Below are 21,207 nucleotides of genomic sequence, written 5' to 3' on the forward strand. Positions count from 1 at the left end.
GCCAAGGAAGAAAAGAAAGCAACCATTCAAATTGGTGGGAAGAAAACAGCAGAACAAGCTCTTGGGATTTCAGCTAAGAAGTTGGACCTCACTAAGCTGGACTGGAAAACTTTTGAAGGTTCAGGGGATTCCAAATCAACAGCGAAAGCAGAAGAGAAAAAATCGGAAAGCTTCCAAGTACAAGTCAGTGTGTCGGATCTCCGTATTCGAAAAGAGCCCTCAACCTCAGCTCCCTCTGCAGGGATGATCGCAAAAGGAACTCACACCATTACGGAAACAGTAGAGGCGGATGGTCATACTTGGGGCAAGCTTGAATCTGGACAAGGCTGGATCGCCCTTGAATTCACAACGCGGGTGGATGGAAATGCCGAATCAACTCCTGCCCCTGCCAAAACAAGCACTGAGATGAATCTAGATGAAATAAAAGCTGGAAATTTCTCAAGTGTAGCGGGAGTTTGGAAAAATAAGTACGGTACGAGCATTGAGTTTGATGCGCAAGGAATTGTGAAGGTCAATGGTAGTGCTGTCAATGGTGTTCAATTTTCTGGTTTTTACTTCAAGGAAGGCAATTTACACGGAGTTAGTCGGATGCCTGGGGCAACGAATGAAACGCCTATTCTTTTCATTCCTTCAAGAGACGGTGGCAGTGAATCCATTTACTGGAGTAAGAGTGATGCTACGAATGGGAACGATTTGTACTACCGTGTGAACTAAAAAATAAGGAGACAAACTTGAAAAAAATTGGAACATATTTGCTGGCTACAGCCCTCTTGCTTTCCCTAGCAGCTTGCGCCCCAAAACGCTATGAGCGTAAGCACAGTCCGGTAGGGGCTTCATCGGTAAAAAAATCATCTGACAAGGCCCAAGAAAAAGAGCAAACAGAAGAAGCTAAGTCAGATGAACATGACAAAGAAGCCATTGGGACCTTATCAAAAGCAGACCAAGCGGATATCTATTCGATTATTGAAAACAGTGCGTCTTTGACTTATTCACTTCAGGTGCAACCGACTCGTTTGCTGGAGTTGAACAATAATCACAGTGCAGTTGAAGGCTACTCGCAAGACATGTTCATTGATTACTACAATACCTACACGCCGGGAACTTATAATTTGCAAGATGTCATTGATAAATTGAATGCTGAAGAGACATCGGACTCTATCCGTAGTCTGTCACAAGATCAGCTGATCCAACTAACAAACGAAAAGAAGGACGGCTGGATCTATTCGACAAAAGACAAGGCCTTCTACGAAATTGTACCTGGTGGTCGTGGCGGAGCGATGCCACCGATGGAAATCCCTTCACCGGATGAATGGGTAGTCAATGAAGATTCAGTTGAAGTGACCACATCGATCCAAGGGACTTCTGAACCCTACAGACGTTTTGTCTTGAAACGCAACAACAAGAACTACAAGGGTGGAACCCACAAAACACGCTTTTATGTCGACAGCACAGAATTCGTGAAATCGTAAAAATAATCAGAAGCTATATCTAGCTCTAAAATTTTTATATAGAACTTGCTGAAGAATCAAAGAAAAAGGCCATCAAAGCCTTTTTCTTTTGGGCTTGAATATGTTAAAATAAAAGGTATACGTGCTTGGATACAAAGATGAGGATATAACATACAGATAGGCTGTTGAAATTCCTATCTCGTTGAGTTCTATAGTGGCTTAGTATCTTGAGTAATTGAACCCGGCCGAAAAGCCGTGTAAAAAAGATAAACTGTCTTGTCTTCATCGAAGACTTCGTCAGTTTCCTATTTTTACTTTGCTTTTTGCGGCCTAAGTATCTTGATAGTTGAACACGGGCTAAATCCCTAGTGAAAAAGATAGATTTCCTAGTGTGCGTGGCACACTGCGTTAATCTCCTATTTTCATACGGGATTCTTCACGCCCTTTGTATCCTGATGAACTGAATTTTGGCCTCATTTCTTAGGAAAAAAGATAAGTTTCCTAGCACTCATCGAGTGCGGCGTCACCTTCCTATTTTTCTACAGAAATGTTCGGCAAGCCGAACCGTCCAAAATATCTTGATCTTTGTAGGCAAGTCGTATAATTTTATCAATCCAAAGGGGATTAAAATGACAAAACAAGTGTTTCAAACGACTTTTGCGGGTCGTGAGTTGATCGTAGAGACTGGTCAGGTTGCCAAGCAAGCAAATGGCGCTGTTGTCGTACGTTACGGTGAGTCAACTGTCTTGACGGCTGCCGTTATGTCTAAGAAGATGGCAACTGGGGATTTCTTCCCACTTCAAGTCAACTACGAAGAAAAAATGTATGCGGCTGGGAAATTTCCTGGCGGCTTTATGAAACGGGAAGGACGTCCTTCTACTGATGCGACTTTGACAGCGCGTTTGATCGACCGTCCAATCCGTCCCATGTTTGCGGAAGGTTTCCGTAATGAAGTGCAAGTCATCAACACGGTTCTTTCTTACGATGAAAATGCATCTGCACCAATGGCAGCCATGTTTGGTTCATCATTGGCGCTTTCTATCTCAGATATTCCATTTGACGGACCAATCGCTGGGGTACAAGTAGGTTATGTGGATGGGGAGATCGTCATCAACCCAACGCAAGAACAAGCTGAGCGCTCGCTTCTTGAATTGACAGTAGCTGGTACCAAACACGCTATCAACATGGTAGAGTCTGGTGCCAAAGAATTGTCGGAAGAAATCATGTTGGAAGCTCTTCTTAAAGGGCACGAAGCCGTTAAAGAATTGATTGCCTTCCAAGAAGAAATCGTTGCGGCAGTCGGTAAAGAAAAAGCAGAAGTGGAATTGCTTCATGTAGATGCTGACTTGCAGGCTGAAATCATCGCAGCCTACAACAGTGACCTTCAAAAAGCGGTTCAAGTTGAAGAAAAATTGGCGCGTGAAGCTGCAACTCAAGCAGTCAAAGACCAAGTCACAGCAGTTTACGAAGAAAAATATGCCGACCACGAAGAATTTGACCGCATCATGCGGGACGTGGCTGAAATCTTGGAACAAATGGAACACGCAGAAGTGCGCCGTTTGATTACAGAAGACAAGGTTCGTCCGGATGGTCGTAAGGTCGATGAAATTCGTCCTTTGGATGCACAAGTCGACTACCTTCCTCGCGTACACGGTTCTGGACTCTTTACACGTGGACAAACGCAAGCCCTTTCTGTCTTGACCTTGGCACCAATGGGTGAAACGCAAATCATCGATGGTTTGGATCCTGAGTACAAGAAACGCTTTATGCACCACTACAACTTCCCACAATATTCTGTAGGGGAAACAGGTCGTTATGGTGCGCCTGGTCGTCGTGAAATTGGTCACGGTGCTCTTGGTGAGCGTGCCCTTGCTCAAGTATTGCCAAGCTTGGAAGAATTCCCATATGCCATCCGTTTGGTAGCAGAAGTATTGGAATCAAATGGTTCTTCATCTCAAGCCTCTATCTGTGCGGGAACACTTGCCCTTATGGCTGGTGGTGTGCCAATCAAGGCCCCAGTAGCTGGTATTGCCATGGGTCTGATCTCAGATGGAAATAACTATACCGTATTGACAGATATCCAAGGTTTGGAAGACCACTTTGGCGATATGGACTTCAAGGTTGCAGGTACGCGTGAAGGGATTACAGCCCTTCAAATGGATATCAAGATCCAAGGGATTACTGCAGAAATCTTGACTGAAGCTTTGGCTCAAGCCAAGAAAGCTCGTTTTGAAATCCTTGATGTGATCGAAGCAACCATTCCAGAAGTGCGTCCAGAATTGGCGCCAACTGCTCCGAAAATTGATACCATCAAGATTGATGTGGACAAGATTAAGATTGTCATCGGTAAGGGTGGAGAAACCATCGATAAGATCATCGCTGAAACAGGCGTTAAGATTGATATCGACGAAGAAGGGAACGTATCGATCTACTCGAGTGACCAAGATGCGATTAACCGTGCTAAGGAAATCATTGCTGGTTTGGTTCGTGAAGCCAAAGTGGATGAAGTCTACCATGCCAAAGTGGTTCGGATCGAGAAATTTGGTGCTTTTGTCAACCTCTTTGACAAGACAGATGCCCTCGTTCATATCTCTGAAATGGCTTGGACGCGCACCAACCGTGTCGAAGACTTGGTAGCCATCGGTGATGAAGTCGATGTGAAGATTATCAAGATTGACGAAAAAGGTCGTGTCGATGCTTCTATGAAAGCTCTTCTCCCTCGTCCGCCAAAAGCAGAAAACAGCGAGGAAAAAGGTGAAAAAACTCATCGCCATGGCGACCGTCCTCGTCACCACAACAAAGACCACAAACCTAAAAAAGACTTTACTATTACACAAAAAGATTCAGAATAATCATTAGAAAAGGAGGAGCACGGTATGGGATGGTGGCGTGAAACCATCGATATTGTAAAAGAAAATGACCCAGCAGCGCGTACCTCGCTGGAGGTCCTTTTGACCTATCCGGGCGTCAAAGCACTGGCAGCTCACCGTGTTTCCCACTTTTTGTGGAACCATGGCTTTAAGCTCTTGGCGCGGATGCATAGTCAGTTTTGGCGTTTTTGGACCCAGATTGAAATCCATCCAGGTGCGACCATTGCTTCTGGTGTCTTTATCGACCATGGAGCGGGCCTCGTTATCGGGGAAACGGCCATTGTTGAAAAAGGTGTCATGCTCTACCACGGGGTGACCCTTGGGGGAACAGGAAAGGATGTCGGCAAACGCCATCCAACGGTTCGTGAAGGAGCCTTGGTCTCCGCTCATGCCCAGGTCATCGGTCCGATTGAGATTGGGGCCAAGGCCAAAGTAGGAGCGGGAGCGGTCGTGGTCTCCGATGTACCGAGTGATGTGACCGTTGTCGGTATTCCTGCCAAGATTGTTCGTGTTCACGGTAAGAAGGATGAGCCAATCATTCACCAGGAAGAAGAAAAACGCGAATACTATGTGAATAAGATGGAGCATGCTAAGGAAGCCAGTCATCGGTCTTCTAGCTTGTAAGGAGATCGCTACGTGATTCAAGCAACCAATACATTGACTGACCACCAACTACTGGAAGCAAAGGCCCTTATTGCTATCTGTCAGAAGTATGACGGAACTTTTCGGGATCCTTATCTCTCCAATATGCTCAATTTTGATCCCGATATGCCCGCCTTTTTCCTTTATTATGAAAAAGGTGAACTTATTGGCCTATTAACGGTTTATGCAGATGACCCAGATGTGGAAGTAGCGATTCTGGTCCACCCCAATCATCGTCGTCAAGGCATTGCGCGTGCTTTGTATAGAAGTTTTGAGACAGAAACGGCATCTTATCCCATTGAGTCTATGACTTTTCAGACAGAGCGTGTTTTTCTAGAGCGCCATCCTGAGTTTGCCAGCAACTGGGGACTGGTTGAGGATGAAGAGACAGAAACCTGGTTAGGTAAGGATAGAAGACCTTATCCGTTAGCAACTGTTTCCAATCTGGACGTTTTGTTAGCAGATCGTTCGTATCAGGATCAAATTAGTCAGTTAAAATTTCAGGCATTTTCAGAGGAACATGAATCTAGAGAAGTTGTGGATAGATATGTCGCTAAAGCTCTGAAGGATCCAGAAAGTCGCCTATATATTTTATTAAAAAACGGTCAGGTTATTGGAACTTGTACAGTTGATTTATCGAGTAATACGAATTACCTCTATGGTTTAGCAATAGCCGAACTTGAACGTGGCAAAGGCTATGGGAGCTACCTGGCAAAATCCCTTGTCAACCAACTCATTGAGCAAAATGACAAGGCCTTTCAGATTGCCGTGGAAGACAGCAATGTAGGTGCCAAACGTTTGTATGAAAAGATTGGCTTTGTCAAACAGACTCAGGTGGTTTATCTAGATAGGAAAGAGTGAATAAATGTTACTAGAAGAATTTGAAAATGTACCTGCTGTTATCGAGCCAACTGACCGAAGCCTTCTTAGTAGTGGAGAAATCTGTGATACTATAATTCTGTCTTTTAATGGAGAAATCCTTAAACGAGTAAAGCAGATAGACGGAGTCTATGAAGGTGGCTATCTTACCAACCTAAATGGCAAATTTTCATGGTATATCTATGAAGTAGATGGACTTAAACTTGCAGTTGCTATGGCTACTATTGGAGCTCCAATGGTTGTGGGTTTCTTAGAAGAACTCAAAGCGAGAGGCTTTAAGAACTTTATCGTTTTGGGCTCTTGCGGAGTTCTAGATCAGTCTATTCAAGCAGATAAAATTATTATACCAAGTTCAGCTTTACGTGATGAAGGTACTAGTTATCACTATGCTCCAGCAAGTGATGAAATTTCTTATGATGAAGTGCTTCTCTCAACTCTGGAGAACGCTTTGAACAAATCTGGTATTGATCACATTCGGACTAAAGCTTGGACGACAGATGCCTTCTACCGTGAAACAGCTGCTAAGGTTAAACGAAGACTTGCAGCAGGAGCGAAAGTTGTAGATATGGAAGCTTCGGCTATCATGGCTTGGGCTCAATATCGACAAGCCAAGGTCTATCAATTTTTCTACACGGCTGACTATGTGGATCATCACAATCATGAATGGGATGCTAGACGTGAAGATAGAAAAGCAGATGCTATGACTTTCTTTAAGATTGCTGTCGATATTGCGTTAGAGTTGGAAAAATGAGAATATAGATTCAAAAGCTAGAAACAGAAAGGAAATGAAGCGTGTTAAAAATTTATGATACCATGTCTCGTGATTTGCGAGAATTTGTCCCCATCGAGGAAGGGAAGGTCCGCATGTATGTTTGTGGGCCAACAGTTTACAACTATATCCACGTTGGGAATGCCCGTTCAACGGTAGCCTTTGACACGATTCGCCGCTACTTTGAGTATCGTGGCTACGAAGTTGCCTATATTTCCAACTTTACCGATGTGGATGATAAGATCATCAACCGTGCCAAGGAAGAAGGCATCACCCCACAAGAAGTGGCGGATAAGTACATCGCGGCCTTTCGTGAGGATGTGACGGCTCTTGGGGTCAAGCCTGCAACCCGCCACCCTCGTGTGGTTGAGTTTATGGATGACATCATTCGCTTTGTTACCGACTTGATCGAAAAAGGCTATGCCTATGAGAGCCAAGGCGATGTCTATTTCCGTGTGGAAAAATCTCACAACTATGCTAAGTTAGCCAATAAAACTTTGGAAGACCTAGAGCTAGGAGCTTCTGGTCGGACAGATGAGGAAACAGCTCGCAAGGAAAATCCAGTCGATTTTGCCCTCTGGAAAGCTGCGAAGCCGGGTGAAGTTTCTTGGGAAAGCCCTTGGGGACCTGGTCGTCCTGGCTGGCACATTGAGTGTTCGGTCATGTCAACGGGGATTTTAGGCGATACCATTGATATTCACGGTGGTGGAGCTGACCTTGAGTTTCCGCACCATACTAATGAAATTGCCCAGTCAGAGGCTAAAACTGGTCAAACCTTTGCTAATTACTGGATGCACAATGGCTTTGTCAATATTGACAATGTCAAGATGTCCAAGTCCTTGGGCAACTTTATCACTGTGCATGATGCACTCAAGACGATCGATGGCCAAGTGCTTCGCTTCTTCTTTGCGACCCAGCACTACCGCAAGCCGATTAACTTCACAGAAAAAGCTGTCCGCGATGCGGAGACCAACCTTAAGTATTTGAAAAATACCTATGAGCAACCTTTCGCCGGAGAAGTGGATCCAGCAGACTTACAAAACTTTGTGGACAAGTTTATTGCGGCCATGGATGAAGATATCAATGCCGCAAACGGAATCACCGTTGTCTTTGAATTGGCCAAATGGATCAATTCAGGTCACTACAATCAAGACGTTAAGGATGCCTTGGCAAAGATGTTAGAAGTCTTTGGAGTGGTCTTTGTTGAAGAAGTTTTGGATGCGGATATTGAAGCCTTGATCGCTGAACGTCAGGAAGCGCGGGCTAAGAAAGATTTTGCGCGAGCAGATGCCATTCGCGATGAATTGGCTGCGCAAGGAATCAAGCTCTTGGATACAAAAGAAGGTGTAAGGTGGACACGTGATTGATGTCAATCTAATCAATGGGATCGCCCTTGCCTTTGAAGGGGATGCGGTCTATTCCATGTATATTCGCAGGCACCTAATTTTTCAAGGGATGACCAAGCCCAATAAGCTTCACCAGACTGCAACCCGCTACGTCTCTGCTAGAGCTCAGGCTAGCTTGATTGAAAGCATGCTGGAGCAAGAAATTCTGACAGAAAAAGAGTTGGAGATCTACAAGCGCGGTCGCAATACCAATAGCCATACCAAGGCCAAAAATGCGGATGTCGTGACTTATCGTATGTCGACAGGCTTTGAAGCCGTTATGGGCTATCTTCATATGACGGGTGAGCTTGCTCGTTTAGAAGAATTGATCAACTGGTGCATCCAGCAAGTAGAAGAAGGAAGAAAGCAGTGAAAAATATCAGAGAGTGGTTTCCTCATGCAGAGGTGACGGATCAAGCCAATCCACCAGTTGGTTATGTAGCCATTCCCCTTCAGGCTCATCAATGGTTACTGCTGAAGGAAGAAGAGCTAACCGAACGAGAAAAACAATTGATTTCCTGGTTGGGCGGTGAAGAAGAGGTTGCCCCTAATCCTTGGTACCAGTACCTGATCGATGGAAAGGGAGAAGCCCCTCAAGTCATCAAAAAAATGCAGCTTGTCTATTGCCACATCTCGCATTCAACAGCGGAAGGGACGGCTTCTTGGTTAGAGATGATGCAGACACTCTTGCCCAACTTCCGAGCAACCTTGCAACTGAGCGGACAAGATTATGTGCTCATTCTGGACCAAGACCAGTCTTTGCCTGTGGCCGATATCTTAAAAGATACCGTCTCTGCCATGGAGTATGACTTCAATATTCGTTTATCTATCCTGGTCGGGCAAGTATGGACCGAGTCTAAAGATGGGAAAGTTTCTCCTGTCATCCGTGCAGAACAGGCGGTCTTTCGAGCTTGGATTCGAGAAGGCCATCAAGGTGTCTATCGCTTTTCTCAACTCTATCTGTGGGGAATCGAGCAGGCAGATTTGGATCTCACTCCAATCAAGGCAAGTTTGCATCAGTTGATTGAAAGTCAAGATCAATTGCAAGACATCATTGTCGCTCTTTGGGACAATGGGGCAGTTGTAACCAAGGCCGCCCAGCAACTCTATCTCCACCGCAATTCGCTCCAATACAAGATTGACAAGTGGGAGGAGTTGACGGGTCTTCAGTTGAAAAATCTGACAGATCTAGCCCTGTGCTATCATTTGGTCTTACAAGATGTGATTTAAACGAAATAAATCCAGAGTTTTGTGCAACTTGCACAAAACTCTTTTTCTTTTTTGTGAGACTTGCCATAGATTTGTAAAACGTTTTCATTTACAATAGAACTATAAAAATCAAAGGAGTACCATCATGGTAGAATTGAATCTTAGTCACATTTATAAAAAATATCCAAATAGCGAACATTACTCAGTTGAAGACTTCAACTTGGACATCAAAGACAAAGAATTTATCGTTTTCGTAGGTCCTTCAGGATGTGGTAAATCAACGACTCTTCGTATGATCGCTGGTCTTGAAGATATCACAGAAGGTGAATGTTCAATCGATGGTACTGTTGTAAACAACGTGGCACCTAAAGACCGTGATATCGCCATGGTATTCCAAAACTACGCTCTTTACCCACACATGACTGTGTACGATAACATGGCATTTGGTTTGAAATTGCGTAAATACAGCAAGGAAGATATCGACAAACGTGTACAAGAAGCAGCTGAAATCCTTGGCTTGAAAGAATTCTTGGATCGTAAACCAGCTGACCTTTCTGGTGGTCAACGTCAACGTGTAGCCATGGGACGTGCTATTGTCCGTGATGCAAAAGTATTCTTGATGGACGAACCTTTGTCAAACTTGGATGCGAAACTTCGTGTATCCATGCGTGCTGAAATTGCGAAAATCCACCGTCGTATCGGAGCTACAACGATCTACGTAACTCACGACCAAACAGAAGCGATGACATTGGCTGACCGTATCGTTATCATGTCTGCTACTAAAAACCCTGCAGGTACTGGTACAATTGGACGTGTAGAACAAATCGGAACTCCACAAGAAGTGTACAAAAACCCAGTCAACAAATTCGTAGCTGGATTCATCGGAAGCCCTGCGATGAACTTCATTAACGTGAAATTGGAAGGTGGACACATCGTTGCTAATGGATTGAATTTGAAAGTTCCAGAAGGTGCTTTGAAAGTCTTGAAAGAAAAAGGCTATGATGGTAAAGAATTGATCTTTGGTATTCGTCCAGAAGACGTGAATACAGAAGCTGCATTCCTTGAAACTTTCCCAGAATCAGTTGTGAAAGCTACGATCTCTGTGTCTGAGTTGCTCGGTTCTGAATCTCACTTGTATTGCCAAGTTGGTGACAACGAATTCATCGCTAAAGTGGATGCGCGTGACTACCTTGGAACTGGTGCAACCATCGAACTTGGATTTGACTTGAACAAAGCTCACTTCTTCGACAAAGAAACTGAAAAAACAGTATACTAATACCTACTGACACTATAGAGACTGAGACGATTTGTCTCGGTCTCTTTCATTTTAAGGAGACAAAATATGGAAAAAGACTGGTGGAAGGGGAAAGTTGCTTACCAGATCTACCCAAAAAGCTTTAAAGATAGCAATGGTGATGGTGTTGGGGATTTAAACGGCATCACGGAGAAACTCGATTACCTTCAAGACTTAGGAATTGATATTCTCTGGCTTTCCCCTATTTACAAGAGTCCGTTTATTGACCAGGGCTATGATATTTCAGACTATTATGCCATTGATCCCCTCTTTGGGACCATGGAAGATATGGAAGAGTTGATTGCGGAAGGTAAGAAGCGGGGCATTTTCATCATTATGGACTTGGTGGTTAACCACTGTTCCAGTCATCACGAGTGGTTCCAAAAGGCTTTAGCAGATCCAGATGGTCCTTATGCGGACTACTTTTACTTCATCGAAAGTGACAAAGAACCCAACAACTGGGAAAGTTACTTTGGGGGTAGTGTTTGGGAGCCGGTTCCTGGCACCAATAAGTACTATCTCCATTCTTTCCATAAGGACCAGCCAGACCTCAATTGGCAAAATCCTGTCTTGCGCGAAGAAATTTACAAGATGATCAACTGGTGGTTGGACAAGGGAATTGCGGGCTTTAGGATCGATGCTATTATCAATATCAAAAAAGATCTAGAATGGCGTTCTCTTCCGTCTGATCGCGAAAATGGCTTGGTCCCAGTACCGGAGTCTCTAGTGAATGCCCAATCGATTGAACCGTTCTTGCAAGAGTTAAATGAGCGAACCTTCGCCAAGTATAATGCCTTCACAGTAGGGGAAGTGTTCAATGAAACCGACGAAGAATTGCATTTCTTCATCGGGAAAGACGGTGTCTTCTCTTCCATCTTTGACTTTAAACAAACCATGCTGGGGCAAGAAGGAAAAGGCTGGTTTGACCATGCTCTTCCAACAGCAGATGAACTCAAGGAAAGTATTTTCAAAGCCCATGAGCGCGCGGATAGCATTGGGGTTCTTTCGACCATTATTGAAAACCACGACGAACCTCGTGGCGTGTCCCATTATATTGCGGAAGGTCCGGTAAACGATACCAGTAAAAAAGCTCTAGGAACCATTCAGGTTTTGCGTAAGGGAATTCCTTTTATCTATCAAGGCCAAGAAATTGGAATGGAAAACCAAGTCTTTGAATCAGTAGAGGACTTTGATGATATTGCGACCATCAATGGTTATCATGTTGCGAAAGAAGCTGGTTTGACCGAGGAAGAAGCCTTAGCTGCGATTGCTAAATACAGCCGGGACAATGCGCGAACACCCATGCAATGGTCGGCAGAGCCAGGATTGGGCTTTAGCGATGGGTCAGCTTGGTTGATCAGTCCCAAACCAGATGTTGCCATCAATGTGGAAGACCAGGAAAAGGATCCAAATTCTATCTTGAATTATTATCGCCAGTTGACGGCCTTGTATCGCCATCCCCTCTATGGAAATACCGTTCGGTTTGGAGATATGATTCCAGCGTATCGGGACCGTGAGAATATCATCGCCTTTGAACGCCGTGGGGACAAGCGTCTCTTGGTTGTCAGCAATTTCCAAAATCGCCAGGCCACCTTGGAGTTGCCAACTCCGATTAAAACGGTCCTTTTAAATAATACAGCAGGACTATTCCATGAAGGAGACCAAGTGCTCGAATTGACCCCTTACCAAACGGTTGTGTTGGAATTAGTAGAATAGAAAGAAGAACCTTCGCAGACGCGAAGGTTCTTTTCATGTCATCCAAGTCTAAACCTGGAACTTACTCAACTTCTTTCTTTTTCAAGAGGAGGAAGCCTCCGCTAACGGCTAGCAAGAAGGCTGAAAGAATGAAGTGCGCCGTTGTGTCTTCTCCAGTTTGTGGCAATTGTGCCTTGGATGGACTTTCTTGGAAGCTTTGTCCCACTTGGTAAGTCAAGGCTTGCACACTTTCTTCTTTAGTTGTCATTTCTTTTTGTGGAAGGAGCACTTTAGGAGTATCCTTCTTGGCTAAGATTGGCTGTGGATTGCTTGTTTGGTTATGAATTGGAACCACCACTTGATCTGGTTCTTTAGCTGGAACGTAATCCATCAAGCTTGCCAATTTGCTGCCAAAGATTGCATTGGTTACCCAGCGGAAGAAGTGGACAGGATGTTGACGGTTAGTTGGATTTCCTGCATAGACAAAGAGTGGTTGTCCCATCAGTTCTCCAGAGATGGCCATGACTTTGTTGGCTAGAACATCGTTATGTGGCCACCAACCTGCAATATAATAATCGCTCGGAGCGATGCTCATCAAGGTCTTGAAATGCTCTGGAACCTTTTCAATCCAGTTTCCTGAGTTGGAGTAGAAGAGGGTATTCTTCTTGTATCCGCTGGTCAATGGATCCTGATCATCAATGATCGCTTTCATCAAGCCTTCGTAGTCGCTACCGCCTTTTAATTTTTCAGCGTCAAATCCTGCAAGAACTCCCAATTTTTCCAGTTTCTGCATGGCTTCCCCGCCGATGACGAGAGTTGGTTTCTTACCAAATATGGAAGCATCAAAGCGGTTGCTTTCCAAAATAACAACATCCGCTTCTTCTGGCGTATTGACGATTTGGAAGCCTAATTTTTCAAGGACCAGACTAGTATGAGCAGGCGCATCGACTCCAGCCCAATTATAGTGGTAGTTTGGAGAGTAGACCTTCATCGGTTTCAAGGTTGGTCCGCTTGGTACCTTGTAGAGGGCATCCCCATAAATGGCATAGTTTGGCAGGAGTGAAGCAAAGGTATCGCGGTCAACGATGTAGCCATCATCTGTTAGGTAGACAGATTTTCCTTGGGAAATGGCCTGGTTGATAGCTTTAACGGCACTGGCTGAGGTATTTGCGATCACATAGTAAGGAGCTTTTGGATCGATCTCAGAAGTACGAGTCGCACGGGTAGTGGTGACTTCCCCTAATTTTCCATTGAAAAGACCATCCGCAAAGACAGGTTCGGACTTGAACCCTCTCATATCTGGGAAGTTAACCAGCAATTCTGCGTACATCGCAGCCCAGGCAGATTCGTTGGAGCCCTTGTAGAGAATATGGTTGGCATAGCCCCGTTTGGCTTGGGCCATATCAATGACTAAGTCTCCTTTTTTATAGTTGCCAATATCTTCTTTGAGTTCTTTGACGAGGACACCATTGCGTTTGAAGTAGTCGATCATATTGAAGGCTTCTTGGGCATCGTTGTCTTTGTCGAGGCTCATTGGGATGACGTAGTAGTCTGGGAAGAATTTTGGACGACCGTTTTTTACACGTCCAACGATTTCCCCATTTGGGCCGACCAGTTCATTTTCAGCTTTTGGATCTTCAGTTTTATTGAGACCACGTAAGTAGAAGTTGAGCCGCATCTCAAGGAGACGGTCTGGATCTTGGTTGAGGAAGTCAATGCCGCCGAGGACAGCATTGCGTCCAGCCTTATAGGATTCTTGGTTGGATTCTGGTATTTCAATGGTGTGGCCCAAGATGCCGTGATAGACAGCATAGACACCTGTATAACCTGAGAAGGAATCATCCCAGCCATCTCCCCAATCCAGTTTTGGAATGATGTAACTGTCGTATTTGGAATTGGCAACTCCAGCCCGGCCCATATGATGGGCATTTTCCAGCATGAGGTTGGACATGAGATCGTATTCAAAGTTCGGATCATGTGGAGGTGTTGCAGGTTCGATTAAGAATTCTTTTACAAAACCGTGTAAGTCGTAGAGAGCGATCGGATTCCACTTGTTGATCATTTGGATGACGGTCCGGACTTCAGGGTTGGTTTGGTAGCTGGCATCCCGGTTTGGATCGAGCCCGTTTGCTAGGGCCCGCAGGTTGAGAGCGTCCCCATCTGGGTTTTCCGTGAAGTCAAATAAGAAGATGAATTTATTGAGCAAGGTTGGAATATCTAGCGTGACAGTTTTAGCATTTCCAGCTTCATCAGTGGTGTTAAAGGTCACCTTTTCCTTGGTTGCAAAGGTATTAAAGAGGCCTGTGATGATATCAATGCCAGGCTGCTCATCCGCGTGGGTGTTGTGGACTAAGACAGGTAGTTTGTAATCCAAGGTCTTGTCCTTCAGTGCAGCCAGCATTTCGCTTGGTTTGGTCAAAGCTGTAGGATTGGTGCTAGACAGGTAGTGATCGATGCTGGCTTGGTCCTTACTCACAATTCCCATCTTCATGTCCCGGCCTTGGGCGCTCTTACCAAGGGTTTCTAACTGCACCAAACGATCGGGTTTCGCTTCTTCCTTGGATTTTTCGATAGCAGCTAGCATCTCTTCATGTGTATGGTAGTCTTGGTAAGGTCGAAAAACAAGAGTTTTATTGATGGTCACACCTAAGTCTGCATTGGTTCCGACCAGCTCATGATTGCCGATGTAGTTGCGATAAGTCCGGCGGATATTATTTGGGCTCCGAAGGCTAAGATCTTCACCAAAGAGATCCTGCACGTCGATGTGGAGATCCAGATCATTTCCGTTTGCGGTCTCTGTGATGGTAAGGAATGGATCCTTGCTTAGTGTTCCTGTCTCCATATCCCAAGTTTTCCACTCAGAGAGAGGCTTATTGTCTAAGGTCCAGTTGATCTTGCCAGCAGCTTGAGCTTTTTCTTGGACTTTGTCATCAATCGTACTCTTTTCAGAGAGATAAATGGTGCTATCAGCCAATCGTGTCGCTTGGTCAGCGGTCGTTGTCGCACGGGTAGTGCTTGGACTAGCGGTTGGCGCAACTTCTGTAGTAGAAGCCACATCAGAAGTCGCTGTTGCTTCTGCAGAAGTGGCAGGGGCTGCGGTGTCTCCTTTTTCAGCTGTAGCAGGACTGGCAGTCTCAGCTGTCACAGCTTGCTCAGTAGCGGGTGCCGCTTCAAGGACCGTACTTGGCTCTGTTTGAGGCGCTTCTAAGCTATCGGCTGATACTTGGCCATGACCGATGACAGAAAGCAAGACAGCAGCTGAGAGGCTGAGTGTCGTAGTGTACAAATGTTTCTTATACGAAGACTTCATATAGAAGGCCCTCCTTAAAAAAGTTATTTTCCAGTTCTAGTATACCATTTTAGGAAAGCGTTTACAACAACTGCCCCAATAAAAAAGCCTTTGCATTTTGCAAGGGCCTTTTTGTCTATTCTGTTTCCTTATGAAATTGTTGGTAAAAATCAACCTTGACCTGGATGAAAGTTTCTAAGTCTCTTAAGAGTTGGAGCAAGGTGGCGCGTGTTTCGAATTCTTCACGGGTCTTGGGAAGAGGACGTTCGCGAAAGATCGCCAAATACTGATTAATATCATCTAGAAGATCTTGGGCAGGATTTTCCTGGCTTAACTGTTGGGCCGTCTTCTTAAATAGTTGAGCTAGGATTATGCTTTCGCTCGCCGCCAACTGACAGCGGTTGACGTTCTCAGCCATATCCCGCAGGATATCGTTTTGCCGCTTGCGCATTTCGAAGTAGTGAATATGGTAGTTGGTTTGGTGAAAGAGGTGGTTGGAATGGTCCAGATAGACTAGATTTAAAGCGTCCTCTAGGATACCATCCAACTCCTTGATCAAGCGAGCATCATTGCGACCATCCCCTTTACCAAGAAATTCCGCAAAACGAGCAAGGATCTTCTTTAGTTGGTCTTCGACAACATCATGGTAATGATCGATCGCGGCCTGATTCGAAGGCATATAGAGATTGGCCAGCAAGGCAAAGCTGGTCCCGATTAAAAAGAGGGCAAGTTCATTGAGCAAGAGCCCCCAGGAAGTAGACTGCTCAATTAAGAGATGGGTGACCAGCACCGTACTAGGCGTGATGCCGATCTGCCAACCCAATAGAAAGGCGCAAGGAACATAGAGAGCGATAAAGACTCCCAGTGCCCAGAGGTTGAATCCAAAAAAGGAAAAAGCGAGACTTCCGATAGCAAGGGCCAGCAAGGTCGACATAAAGCGCTGGTAGGCCTGCTTGATGGTACTGCGACGTGTATCAGAGATACTCAAGATGGCAATGACGCCAGCTGAGATGGCATAGGTCAAGCCCAGAGCATAAGCAAGGGCAGCTGCTAAACAGGTGGCCAAGGTGAGCTTGATGGTTCGTTGAAAAAGAGGCATGGCTTCCTTTCTAGTTCTGTTTGTTCATTGAGATAGATTTGATTTCATTATATCATGAATTGGCCTCTTCCTCCTTTCTTGTGGTATACTAGTTCTATGGAAAATAACGATATCGTATACGGTGTCCACGCAGTCACCGAGGCTTTACAAGCCAATACAGGCAATAAATTATATATTCAAGAAGACCTCCGAGGAAAAAATGTCGACAAAATCAAGGCCTTAGCAGCTGAGAAAAAAGTGTCGATTTCTTGGACGCCAAAGAAAACCCTGCAGGAAATGACAGAAGGAGCTGTTCACCAAGGCTTCGTTCTCCGTGTGGCAGCCTTTGCTTACACAGACTTGGCAGCGATTCTGAAACAGACAGCCCAAGAAGAGAACCCACTTTTGTTGATTCTCGATGGTTTAACAGATCCGCACAATCTTGGATCTATCCTACGGACAGCTGATGCGACCAATGTATCAGGAGTCATCATTCCTAAGCACCGGGCAGTTGGGGTAACCCCAGTGGTGTCAAAAACTTCTACTGGAGCAGTGGAACACATTCCCATTGCGCGTGTGACCAATCTTAGCCAAACCTTAGACAAGCTAAAGGAAGAGGGCTTCTGGATCTTTGGAACCGACATGAACGGCACGCCATCTCACCAGTGGAATACGGCTGGCAAGTTAGCCTTGATCATTGGCAATGAAGGAAAAGGCATCTCAGCCAACATCAAAAAGCAAGTCGATGAGATGATCACTATTCCCATGAATGGCCACGTTCAAAGCCTCAATGCCAGTGTGGCAGCAGCCATCCTCATGTATGAGGTCTTTCGCAATCGACTATAATCCTAGAAAGGCAATGATATGAAACGAAAAATCTTATTGGTTGACGGCTATAATATGATTGCCTTTTGGCAGGAGACTCGCCAGCTTTTTCAAAAAAGCGAACTCGATGCAGCCCGCAATATCCTCCTGCAAAAACTGAGCCACTATGCTAGCTTTGAGGGGATCGAAGTCATCTGTGTCTTTGATGCCCAGTATATGCCAGGAGTGCGGCAGACCTATGAGGAGTTCAATGTTCAGGTGGTCTTTACCGGTGAGGATGAGACGGCAGATGACTATATCGAGCGCTTGGCGGCAGAGCTTAACACGCCCCTCCACCAAGTATCGGTAGCGACCAGTGACTTAAATGAGCAATGGACCGTCTTTGCTCAAGGAGCTCTTCGGGTATCTGCCAGAGAGTTAGAAAAACGGGTCGCAGTCGTCAAAGGAAACCTCAATCAGGCGCAGCGAGTGGTCAACGATCAAAAACCACCTATGCGACCGCTCGATCACGAAGTATTGCGACAATTACAAGAAATGATGGGAGACAAGTAATGACATTTGCTATTTTAACCGATTCGACCGCAGATTTAGACCAGAACTGGGCCAAGGAACATCAGGTGACCATTCTTGGCTTGACCATTGAGTTAGATGGGACGGTTTACCAGACAGTTGGCCAAGGTCAATTGACCAGCCCGGAGCTTTTAGAAGCCATGAAAAATGGGGCCAAACCGACAACCAGTCAGGTCAATGTGGGCCAATTTCAGGAAACCTTTGAACAATTTGCCAAAGAAGGAAAAGATCTGCTCTATGTGGCCTTTTCATCAGTCTTATCTGGGACTTACCAGAGTGCAGTCATGGCACGAGACCTGGTTTTAGAAGACTACCCGGAAGCCGTGATCGAGATTGTCGATCCGAAGGCTGCTGGGATTGGAGAGGGTTATCTGGTCATGCGGGCAGTAGCTGCGCGTGATGCAGGCCGTTCATTAGCAGAAGCCAAAGAAGAAATCATGGACCTAGCGCCAAAACTGCGAACCTATTTCCTCGTCGATGATCTCTACCACCTCATGCGTGGAGGCCGTCTCTCAAAAAGTGCCGCGATCATGGGAAGTTTGGCCAGCATCAAACCTATTCTCTGGATTGATGCGGAAGGGAAATTGGTCCCAATTAGCAAGGTTCGAGGACGCAAAAAAGCTGTCCGAGAATTACTGGAGCTGATCAAAGCAGATATCGGTGAAAGCACAGCCTTGGTGTCTTATACCAACGATCTAGAAGGAGCCGAAGCACTGAAGCAAGAAATGCTTGCGCTTGAAGGCGTCGATGAAGTCCTTGTGATGCCCCTTGGACCGGTTATTTCAGCCCACGTTGGCCCGAATTCCTTGATTGGATTTGTCATTGGAAAAGAAAATCGCAAATAATTTTCTAAATCGGTTGACTTTTATCTTAGAATTTTGATACAATAGTAGGCGGTATTGTTTACCCCATTTGTAAGGCCCCGGAACCTTTCAAATAACTTGCGGACCGGAACATCCGCCCTGTAAACAAAAACGACATTCATATAGGAGAAATCATGAACAAAACTACATTCATGGCTAAACCAGGCCAAGTAGAACGCAAATGGTACGTTGTTGACGCAACTGATGTACCTCTTGGACGCCTTTCAGCAGTTGTTGCTAGCGTGCTTCGCGGAAAAAACAAACCAACATTCACACCTCACACTGATACAGGTGACTTCGTAATCGTTATCAATGCTGAAAAAGTTAAATTGACTGGTAAAAAAGCAACTGATAAGATCTACTACACTCACTCAAACCACCCAGGTGGATTGAAATCAATCTCTGCTGGTGAACTTCGTTCTAAAAATGCAGTACGTTTGATCGAGAAATCAGTTAAAGGTATGCTTCCACACAATACTCTTGGCCGCGCTCAAGGTATGAAATTGAAAGTATTCGTTGGAGCTGAGCACACTCACGCTGCACAACAACCAGAAGTTCTTGATATTTCAGGACTTATCTAAGGAAAGGAACAATAAAGTATGTCACAAGCACAATATGCAGGTACTGGACGTCGTAAAAACGCTGTTGCACGCGTTCGCCTTGTTCCAGGAACTGGTAAAATCACTGTTAACAAAAAAGATGTTGAAGAGTACATCCCACACGCTGACCTTCGTCTTGTAATCAACCAACCATTCGCAGTTACTTCAACTGCAGGTTCATACGACGTTTTCGTTAACGTTGTAGGTGGTGGATACGCAGGTCAAGCAGGAGCTATCCGTCACGGTATCGCTCGTGCCCTTCTTCAAGTAGACCCAGACTTCCGCGATTCATTGAAACGCGCAGGACTTCTTACACGTGACTCACGTAAAGTTGAACGTAAGAAACCAGGCTTGAAAAAAGCTCGTAAAGCATCACAATTTAGTAAACGTTAAAACTTATTTACTCTTATTGAAAGCATTTCGTATCAAAAATACGGGATGCTTTTTCTGTTCACCCCAAATTTTTGTAACTAGGTGATACTTGAAATTAATACAAATTTGGTTGTTTTTGATAAATCTAAGCAACACTACATGATGAAGTGAAAGGGGATGAATCTTTGATAGTATTCACTTATTGTGAAATATGATATATTTATTAATTAGATGGATGAATACTTCTAGAGTTAAATATAGTATAATAGGGACATACTTTTTGGTTTATTTTTGTTTGTAGTCGGATTATGAAAGAATATCCAATATTATGCGATAAGATAGAATGTTACAAAAAAGAAAGGGGATGCAATCCGATGAAGAAAGACAGATTAATTGTATTGACAGATGCTGTTCTAGCAATTATTATGACCATCTTGGTTTTAGAGTTAGAAAAACCAACAACACCAAGTCTTGAAGCTTTTTGGGATTTACGGCAAAATTTCTTTGCTTGTTTTCTTTCCTTTTTCTGGTTGGGATCGTTATGGATGGCACTAAACACATTATGGGAAAAGGTTGAGAAAATTTCCTCAGAAATTATTTGGTGGAATTTGTTTCTACTCTTGGAGCGGCAGGAGTTCTCTTTGGAGAATTTCATGCCATCCAAGATACCAGTCTGAATGATGTGGTGGACCGGATCTATATAAATGTCAAGGATTTACCGTTTCAGTCCTTGGGAGCTTTAGCTAATATCCTGTCTGATATTAAGAAGGGACTGATTCAAGACAGTCATATCTGGTCTTTCTTCCAGTCATTTTTCAAACAATATCAGTTGATAATCAGCTTAAATCAGATCTATCAGTTTGTCTATCTTTCTCTGATGGAGATCATGTCCTATCTTCACTTTGATTATTGGAAAAAAACGGCTCGGTCAGGAGCTAGTATGAATAAGGAGAACAAATGAAACGTTTAAAAATGTTATGGCATATTATGCAGGTTACGGGTTTTACTCGGTTTGCTCTGAGTTTTGTGACCTTTGTTTTTGGGTCAGGAGGCGTGCTTTTCCTAGTTGAACCTGCTATCACAAATTACGGAGACGGTCTTTGGTATGCTTTTGTGACTTCGACGACTGTCGGCTACGGGGATCTCCTAGCTGTGACCTTGATTGGAAGGATTACCAGTGTCTTCTTGACGATTTATGGGCTCATATTTTTTGGCTGTTTATCAGCTGTTATTTTTAATTATTATACCAATTTAAATAAGGAAAGAGGAGAGGACAAATGACTGCCAATTATTCAACACGGGAATACCGTGAGAAATTATACGATGACCTTCATGTTCGATTGAGAGATACAGCGATTTTGATGTGTGCAATTTTTATTGCCTCTATCGGTCTAAATATGAATTCAACAGCTGTTATTAT

At 44.5% G+C, this 21,207-nt stretch carries 21 protein-coding genes and 1 pseudogene; 20 read left to right on the forward strand and 2 right to left on the reverse strand.

Features of this window, described 5'->3' with window-relative positions; all coding sequences use genetic code 11:
• The 11 genes from HMPREF2686_RS06220 to HMPREF2686_RS06270 form a co-directional block, all read left to right on the forward strand.
• The coding region (locus HMPREF2686_RS06220) for a DUF6287 domain-containing protein (protein ID WP_222560535.1) at positions 1 to 714 on the forward strand (714 nt) is incomplete at its 5' end.
• A 17-nt stretch (positions 715 to 731) separates the two neighbouring features.
• A complete protein-coding gene (locus HMPREF2686_RS06225; protein WP_070449737.1) occupies positions 732 to 1,469 on the forward strand; it encodes a hypothetical protein in 738 nt (245 codons plus the stop codon).
• 608 nt (positions 1,470 to 2,077) lie between these two features.
• Positions 2,078 to 4,300, forward strand: a complete 2,223-nt coding sequence (pnp, locus tag HMPREF2686_RS06230; RefSeq protein ID WP_070449739.1) for a polyribonucleotide nucleotidyltransferase — start codon at positions 2,078 to 2,080, stop codon at positions 4,298 to 4,300.
• 24 nt (positions 4,301 to 4,324) lie between these two features.
• Positions 4,325 to 4,942 (forward strand): serine O-acetyltransferase, encoded by a 618-nt coding sequence (cysE, locus tag HMPREF2686_RS06235; RefSeq protein WP_031576159.1) that lies wholly within the window; start codon positions 4,325 to 4,327, stop codon positions 4,940 to 4,942.
• 12 nt (positions 4,943 to 4,954) lie between these two features.
• On the forward strand, positions 4,955 to 5,821 hold the full coding sequence (locus HMPREF2686_RS06240) for a GNAT family N-acetyltransferase (RefSeq protein ID WP_070449741.1): 867 nt from the start codon (positions 4,955 to 4,957) through the stop codon (positions 5,819 to 5,821).
• Between the two features lie 4 nt (positions 5,822 to 5,825).
• Positions 5,826 to 6,590, forward strand: a complete 765-nt coding sequence (locus HMPREF2686_RS06245; protein WP_070449743.1) for a nucleoside phosphorylase — start codon at positions 5,826 to 5,828, stop codon at positions 6,588 to 6,590.
• Between the two features lie 41 nt (positions 6,591 to 6,631).
• On the forward strand, positions 6,632 to 7,975 hold the full coding sequence (gene cysS, locus HMPREF2686_RS06250; protein ID WP_070449746.1) for a cysteine--tRNA ligase: 1,344 nt from the start codon (positions 6,632 to 6,634) through the stop codon (positions 7,973 to 7,975).
• Positions 7,968 to 8,366, forward strand: a complete 399-nt coding sequence (locus HMPREF2686_RS06255) for a Mini-ribonuclease 3 (protein ID WP_003010060.1) — start codon at positions 7,968 to 7,970, stop codon at positions 8,364 to 8,366. Before cysS ends, HMPREF2686_RS06255 begins: the two co-directional genes overlap by 8 nt.
• The gene (locus HMPREF2686_RS06260; RefSeq protein ID WP_070449747.1) at positions 8,363 to 9,223 is read left to right on the forward strand and encodes a helix-turn-helix domain-containing protein; all 861 of its coding nucleotides are present in this window, start codon (positions 8,363 to 8,365) and stop codon (positions 9,221 to 9,223) included. Before HMPREF2686_RS06255 ends, HMPREF2686_RS06260 begins: the two co-directional genes overlap by 4 nt.
• A gap of 124 nt (positions 9,224 to 9,347) precedes the next feature.
• Complete coding sequence (locus HMPREF2686_RS06265; RefSeq protein ID WP_049475170.1) at positions 9,348 to 10,478, forward strand: ABC transporter ATP-binding protein; 1,131 nt, start codon at positions 9,348 to 9,350, stop codon at positions 10,476 to 10,478.
• Between the two features lie 66 nt (positions 10,479 to 10,544).
• Positions 10,545 to 12,212, forward strand: a complete 1,668-nt coding sequence (locus tag HMPREF2686_RS06270) for an alpha-glucosidase (protein WP_070449748.1) — start codon at positions 10,545 to 10,547, stop codon at positions 12,210 to 12,212.
• Between the two features lie 61 nt (positions 12,213 to 12,273).
• Here HMPREF2686_RS06270 and HMPREF2686_RS06275 read toward each other — a convergent pair whose 3' ends face one another.
• Positions 12,274 to 15,501 carry an LPXTG-anchored zinc carboxypeptidase gene (locus HMPREF2686_RS06275; protein ID WP_070449751.1) on the reverse strand — a complete coding sequence of 1,076 codons (3,228 nt, stop codon included), beginning with the start codon at positions 15,499 to 15,501 and terminating at the stop codon, positions 12,274 to 12,276.
• 115 nt (positions 15,502 to 15,616) lie between these two features.
• Positions 15,617 to 16,579: an aromatic acid exporter family protein gene (locus tag HMPREF2686_RS06280; protein ID WP_070449753.1), complete on the reverse strand. Its 963-nt coding sequence runs from the start codon at positions 16,577 to 16,579 to the stop codon at positions 15,617 to 15,619.
• Positions 16,580 to 16,675: 96 nt separating this feature from the next.
• Here HMPREF2686_RS06280 and rlmB point away from each other — a divergent pair, with 96 nt between their 5' ends.
• The 9 genes and pseudogenes from rlmB to HMPREF2686_RS10400 all read left to right on the forward strand — a co-directional run.
• Complete coding sequence (gene rlmB, locus HMPREF2686_RS06285; protein WP_003010074.1) at positions 16,676 to 17,404, forward strand: 23S rRNA (guanosine(2251)-2'-O)-methyltransferase RlmB; 729 nt, start codon at positions 16,676 to 16,678, stop codon at positions 17,402 to 17,404.
• Positions 17,405 to 17,422: 18 nt separating this feature from the next.
• The gene (locus tag HMPREF2686_RS06290; protein ID WP_003004212.1) at positions 17,423 to 17,935 is read left to right on the forward strand and encodes an NYN domain-containing protein; all 513 of its coding nucleotides are present in this window, start codon (positions 17,423 to 17,425) and stop codon (positions 17,933 to 17,935) included.
• Complete coding sequence (locus HMPREF2686_RS06295) at positions 17,935 to 18,798, forward strand: DegV family protein (protein ID WP_070449757.1); 864 nt, start codon at positions 17,935 to 17,937, stop codon at positions 18,796 to 18,798. The genes HMPREF2686_RS06290 and HMPREF2686_RS06295 overlap by 1 nt, the downstream gene beginning before the upstream one ends.
• A 152-nt stretch (positions 18,799 to 18,950) precedes the next feature.
• Complete coding sequence (gene rplM, locus HMPREF2686_RS06300; RefSeq protein ID WP_002876943.1) at positions 18,951 to 19,397, forward strand: 50S ribosomal protein L13; 447 nt, start codon at positions 18,951 to 18,953, stop codon at positions 19,395 to 19,397.
• Between the two features lie 18 nt (positions 19,398 to 19,415).
• Positions 19,416 to 19,808 carry a 30S ribosomal protein S9 gene (gene rpsI, locus HMPREF2686_RS06305; protein WP_002893764.1) on the forward strand — a complete coding sequence of 131 codons (393 nt, stop codon included), beginning with the start codon at positions 19,416 to 19,418 and terminating at the stop codon, positions 19,806 to 19,808.
• 353 nt (positions 19,809 to 20,161) lie between these two features.
• Complete coding sequence (locus tag HMPREF2686_RS10195) at positions 20,162 to 20,464, forward strand: TMEM175 family protein (RefSeq protein ID WP_006151097.1); 303 nt, start codon at positions 20,162 to 20,164, stop codon at positions 20,462 to 20,464.
• Positions 20,389 to 20,748 (forward strand): hypothetical protein, encoded by a 360-nt coding sequence (locus HMPREF2686_RS06310; protein WP_000397555.1) that lies wholly within the window; start codon positions 20,389 to 20,391, stop codon positions 20,746 to 20,748. Before HMPREF2686_RS10195 ends, HMPREF2686_RS06310 begins: the two co-directional genes overlap by 76 nt.
• Positions 20,745 to 21,068, forward strand: a complete 324-nt coding sequence (locus HMPREF2686_RS06315; protein WP_000825751.1) for a potassium channel family protein — start codon at positions 20,745 to 20,747, stop codon at positions 21,066 to 21,068. Before HMPREF2686_RS06310 ends, HMPREF2686_RS06315 begins: the two co-directional genes overlap by 4 nt.
• A pseudogene (locus HMPREF2686_RS10400) lies at positions 21,065 to 21,207 on the forward strand (TIGR00341 family protein); the annotation flags it as partial. The gene HMPREF2686_RS06315 and the pseudogene HMPREF2686_RS10400, both read left to right, overlap by 4 nt.

It is taken from the genome of Streptococcus sp. HMSC057G03, assembly GCF_001808745.1.
Lineage (GTDB): Bacteria > Bacillota > Bacilli > Lactobacillales > Streptococcaceae > Streptococcus > Streptococcus parasanguinis_Z.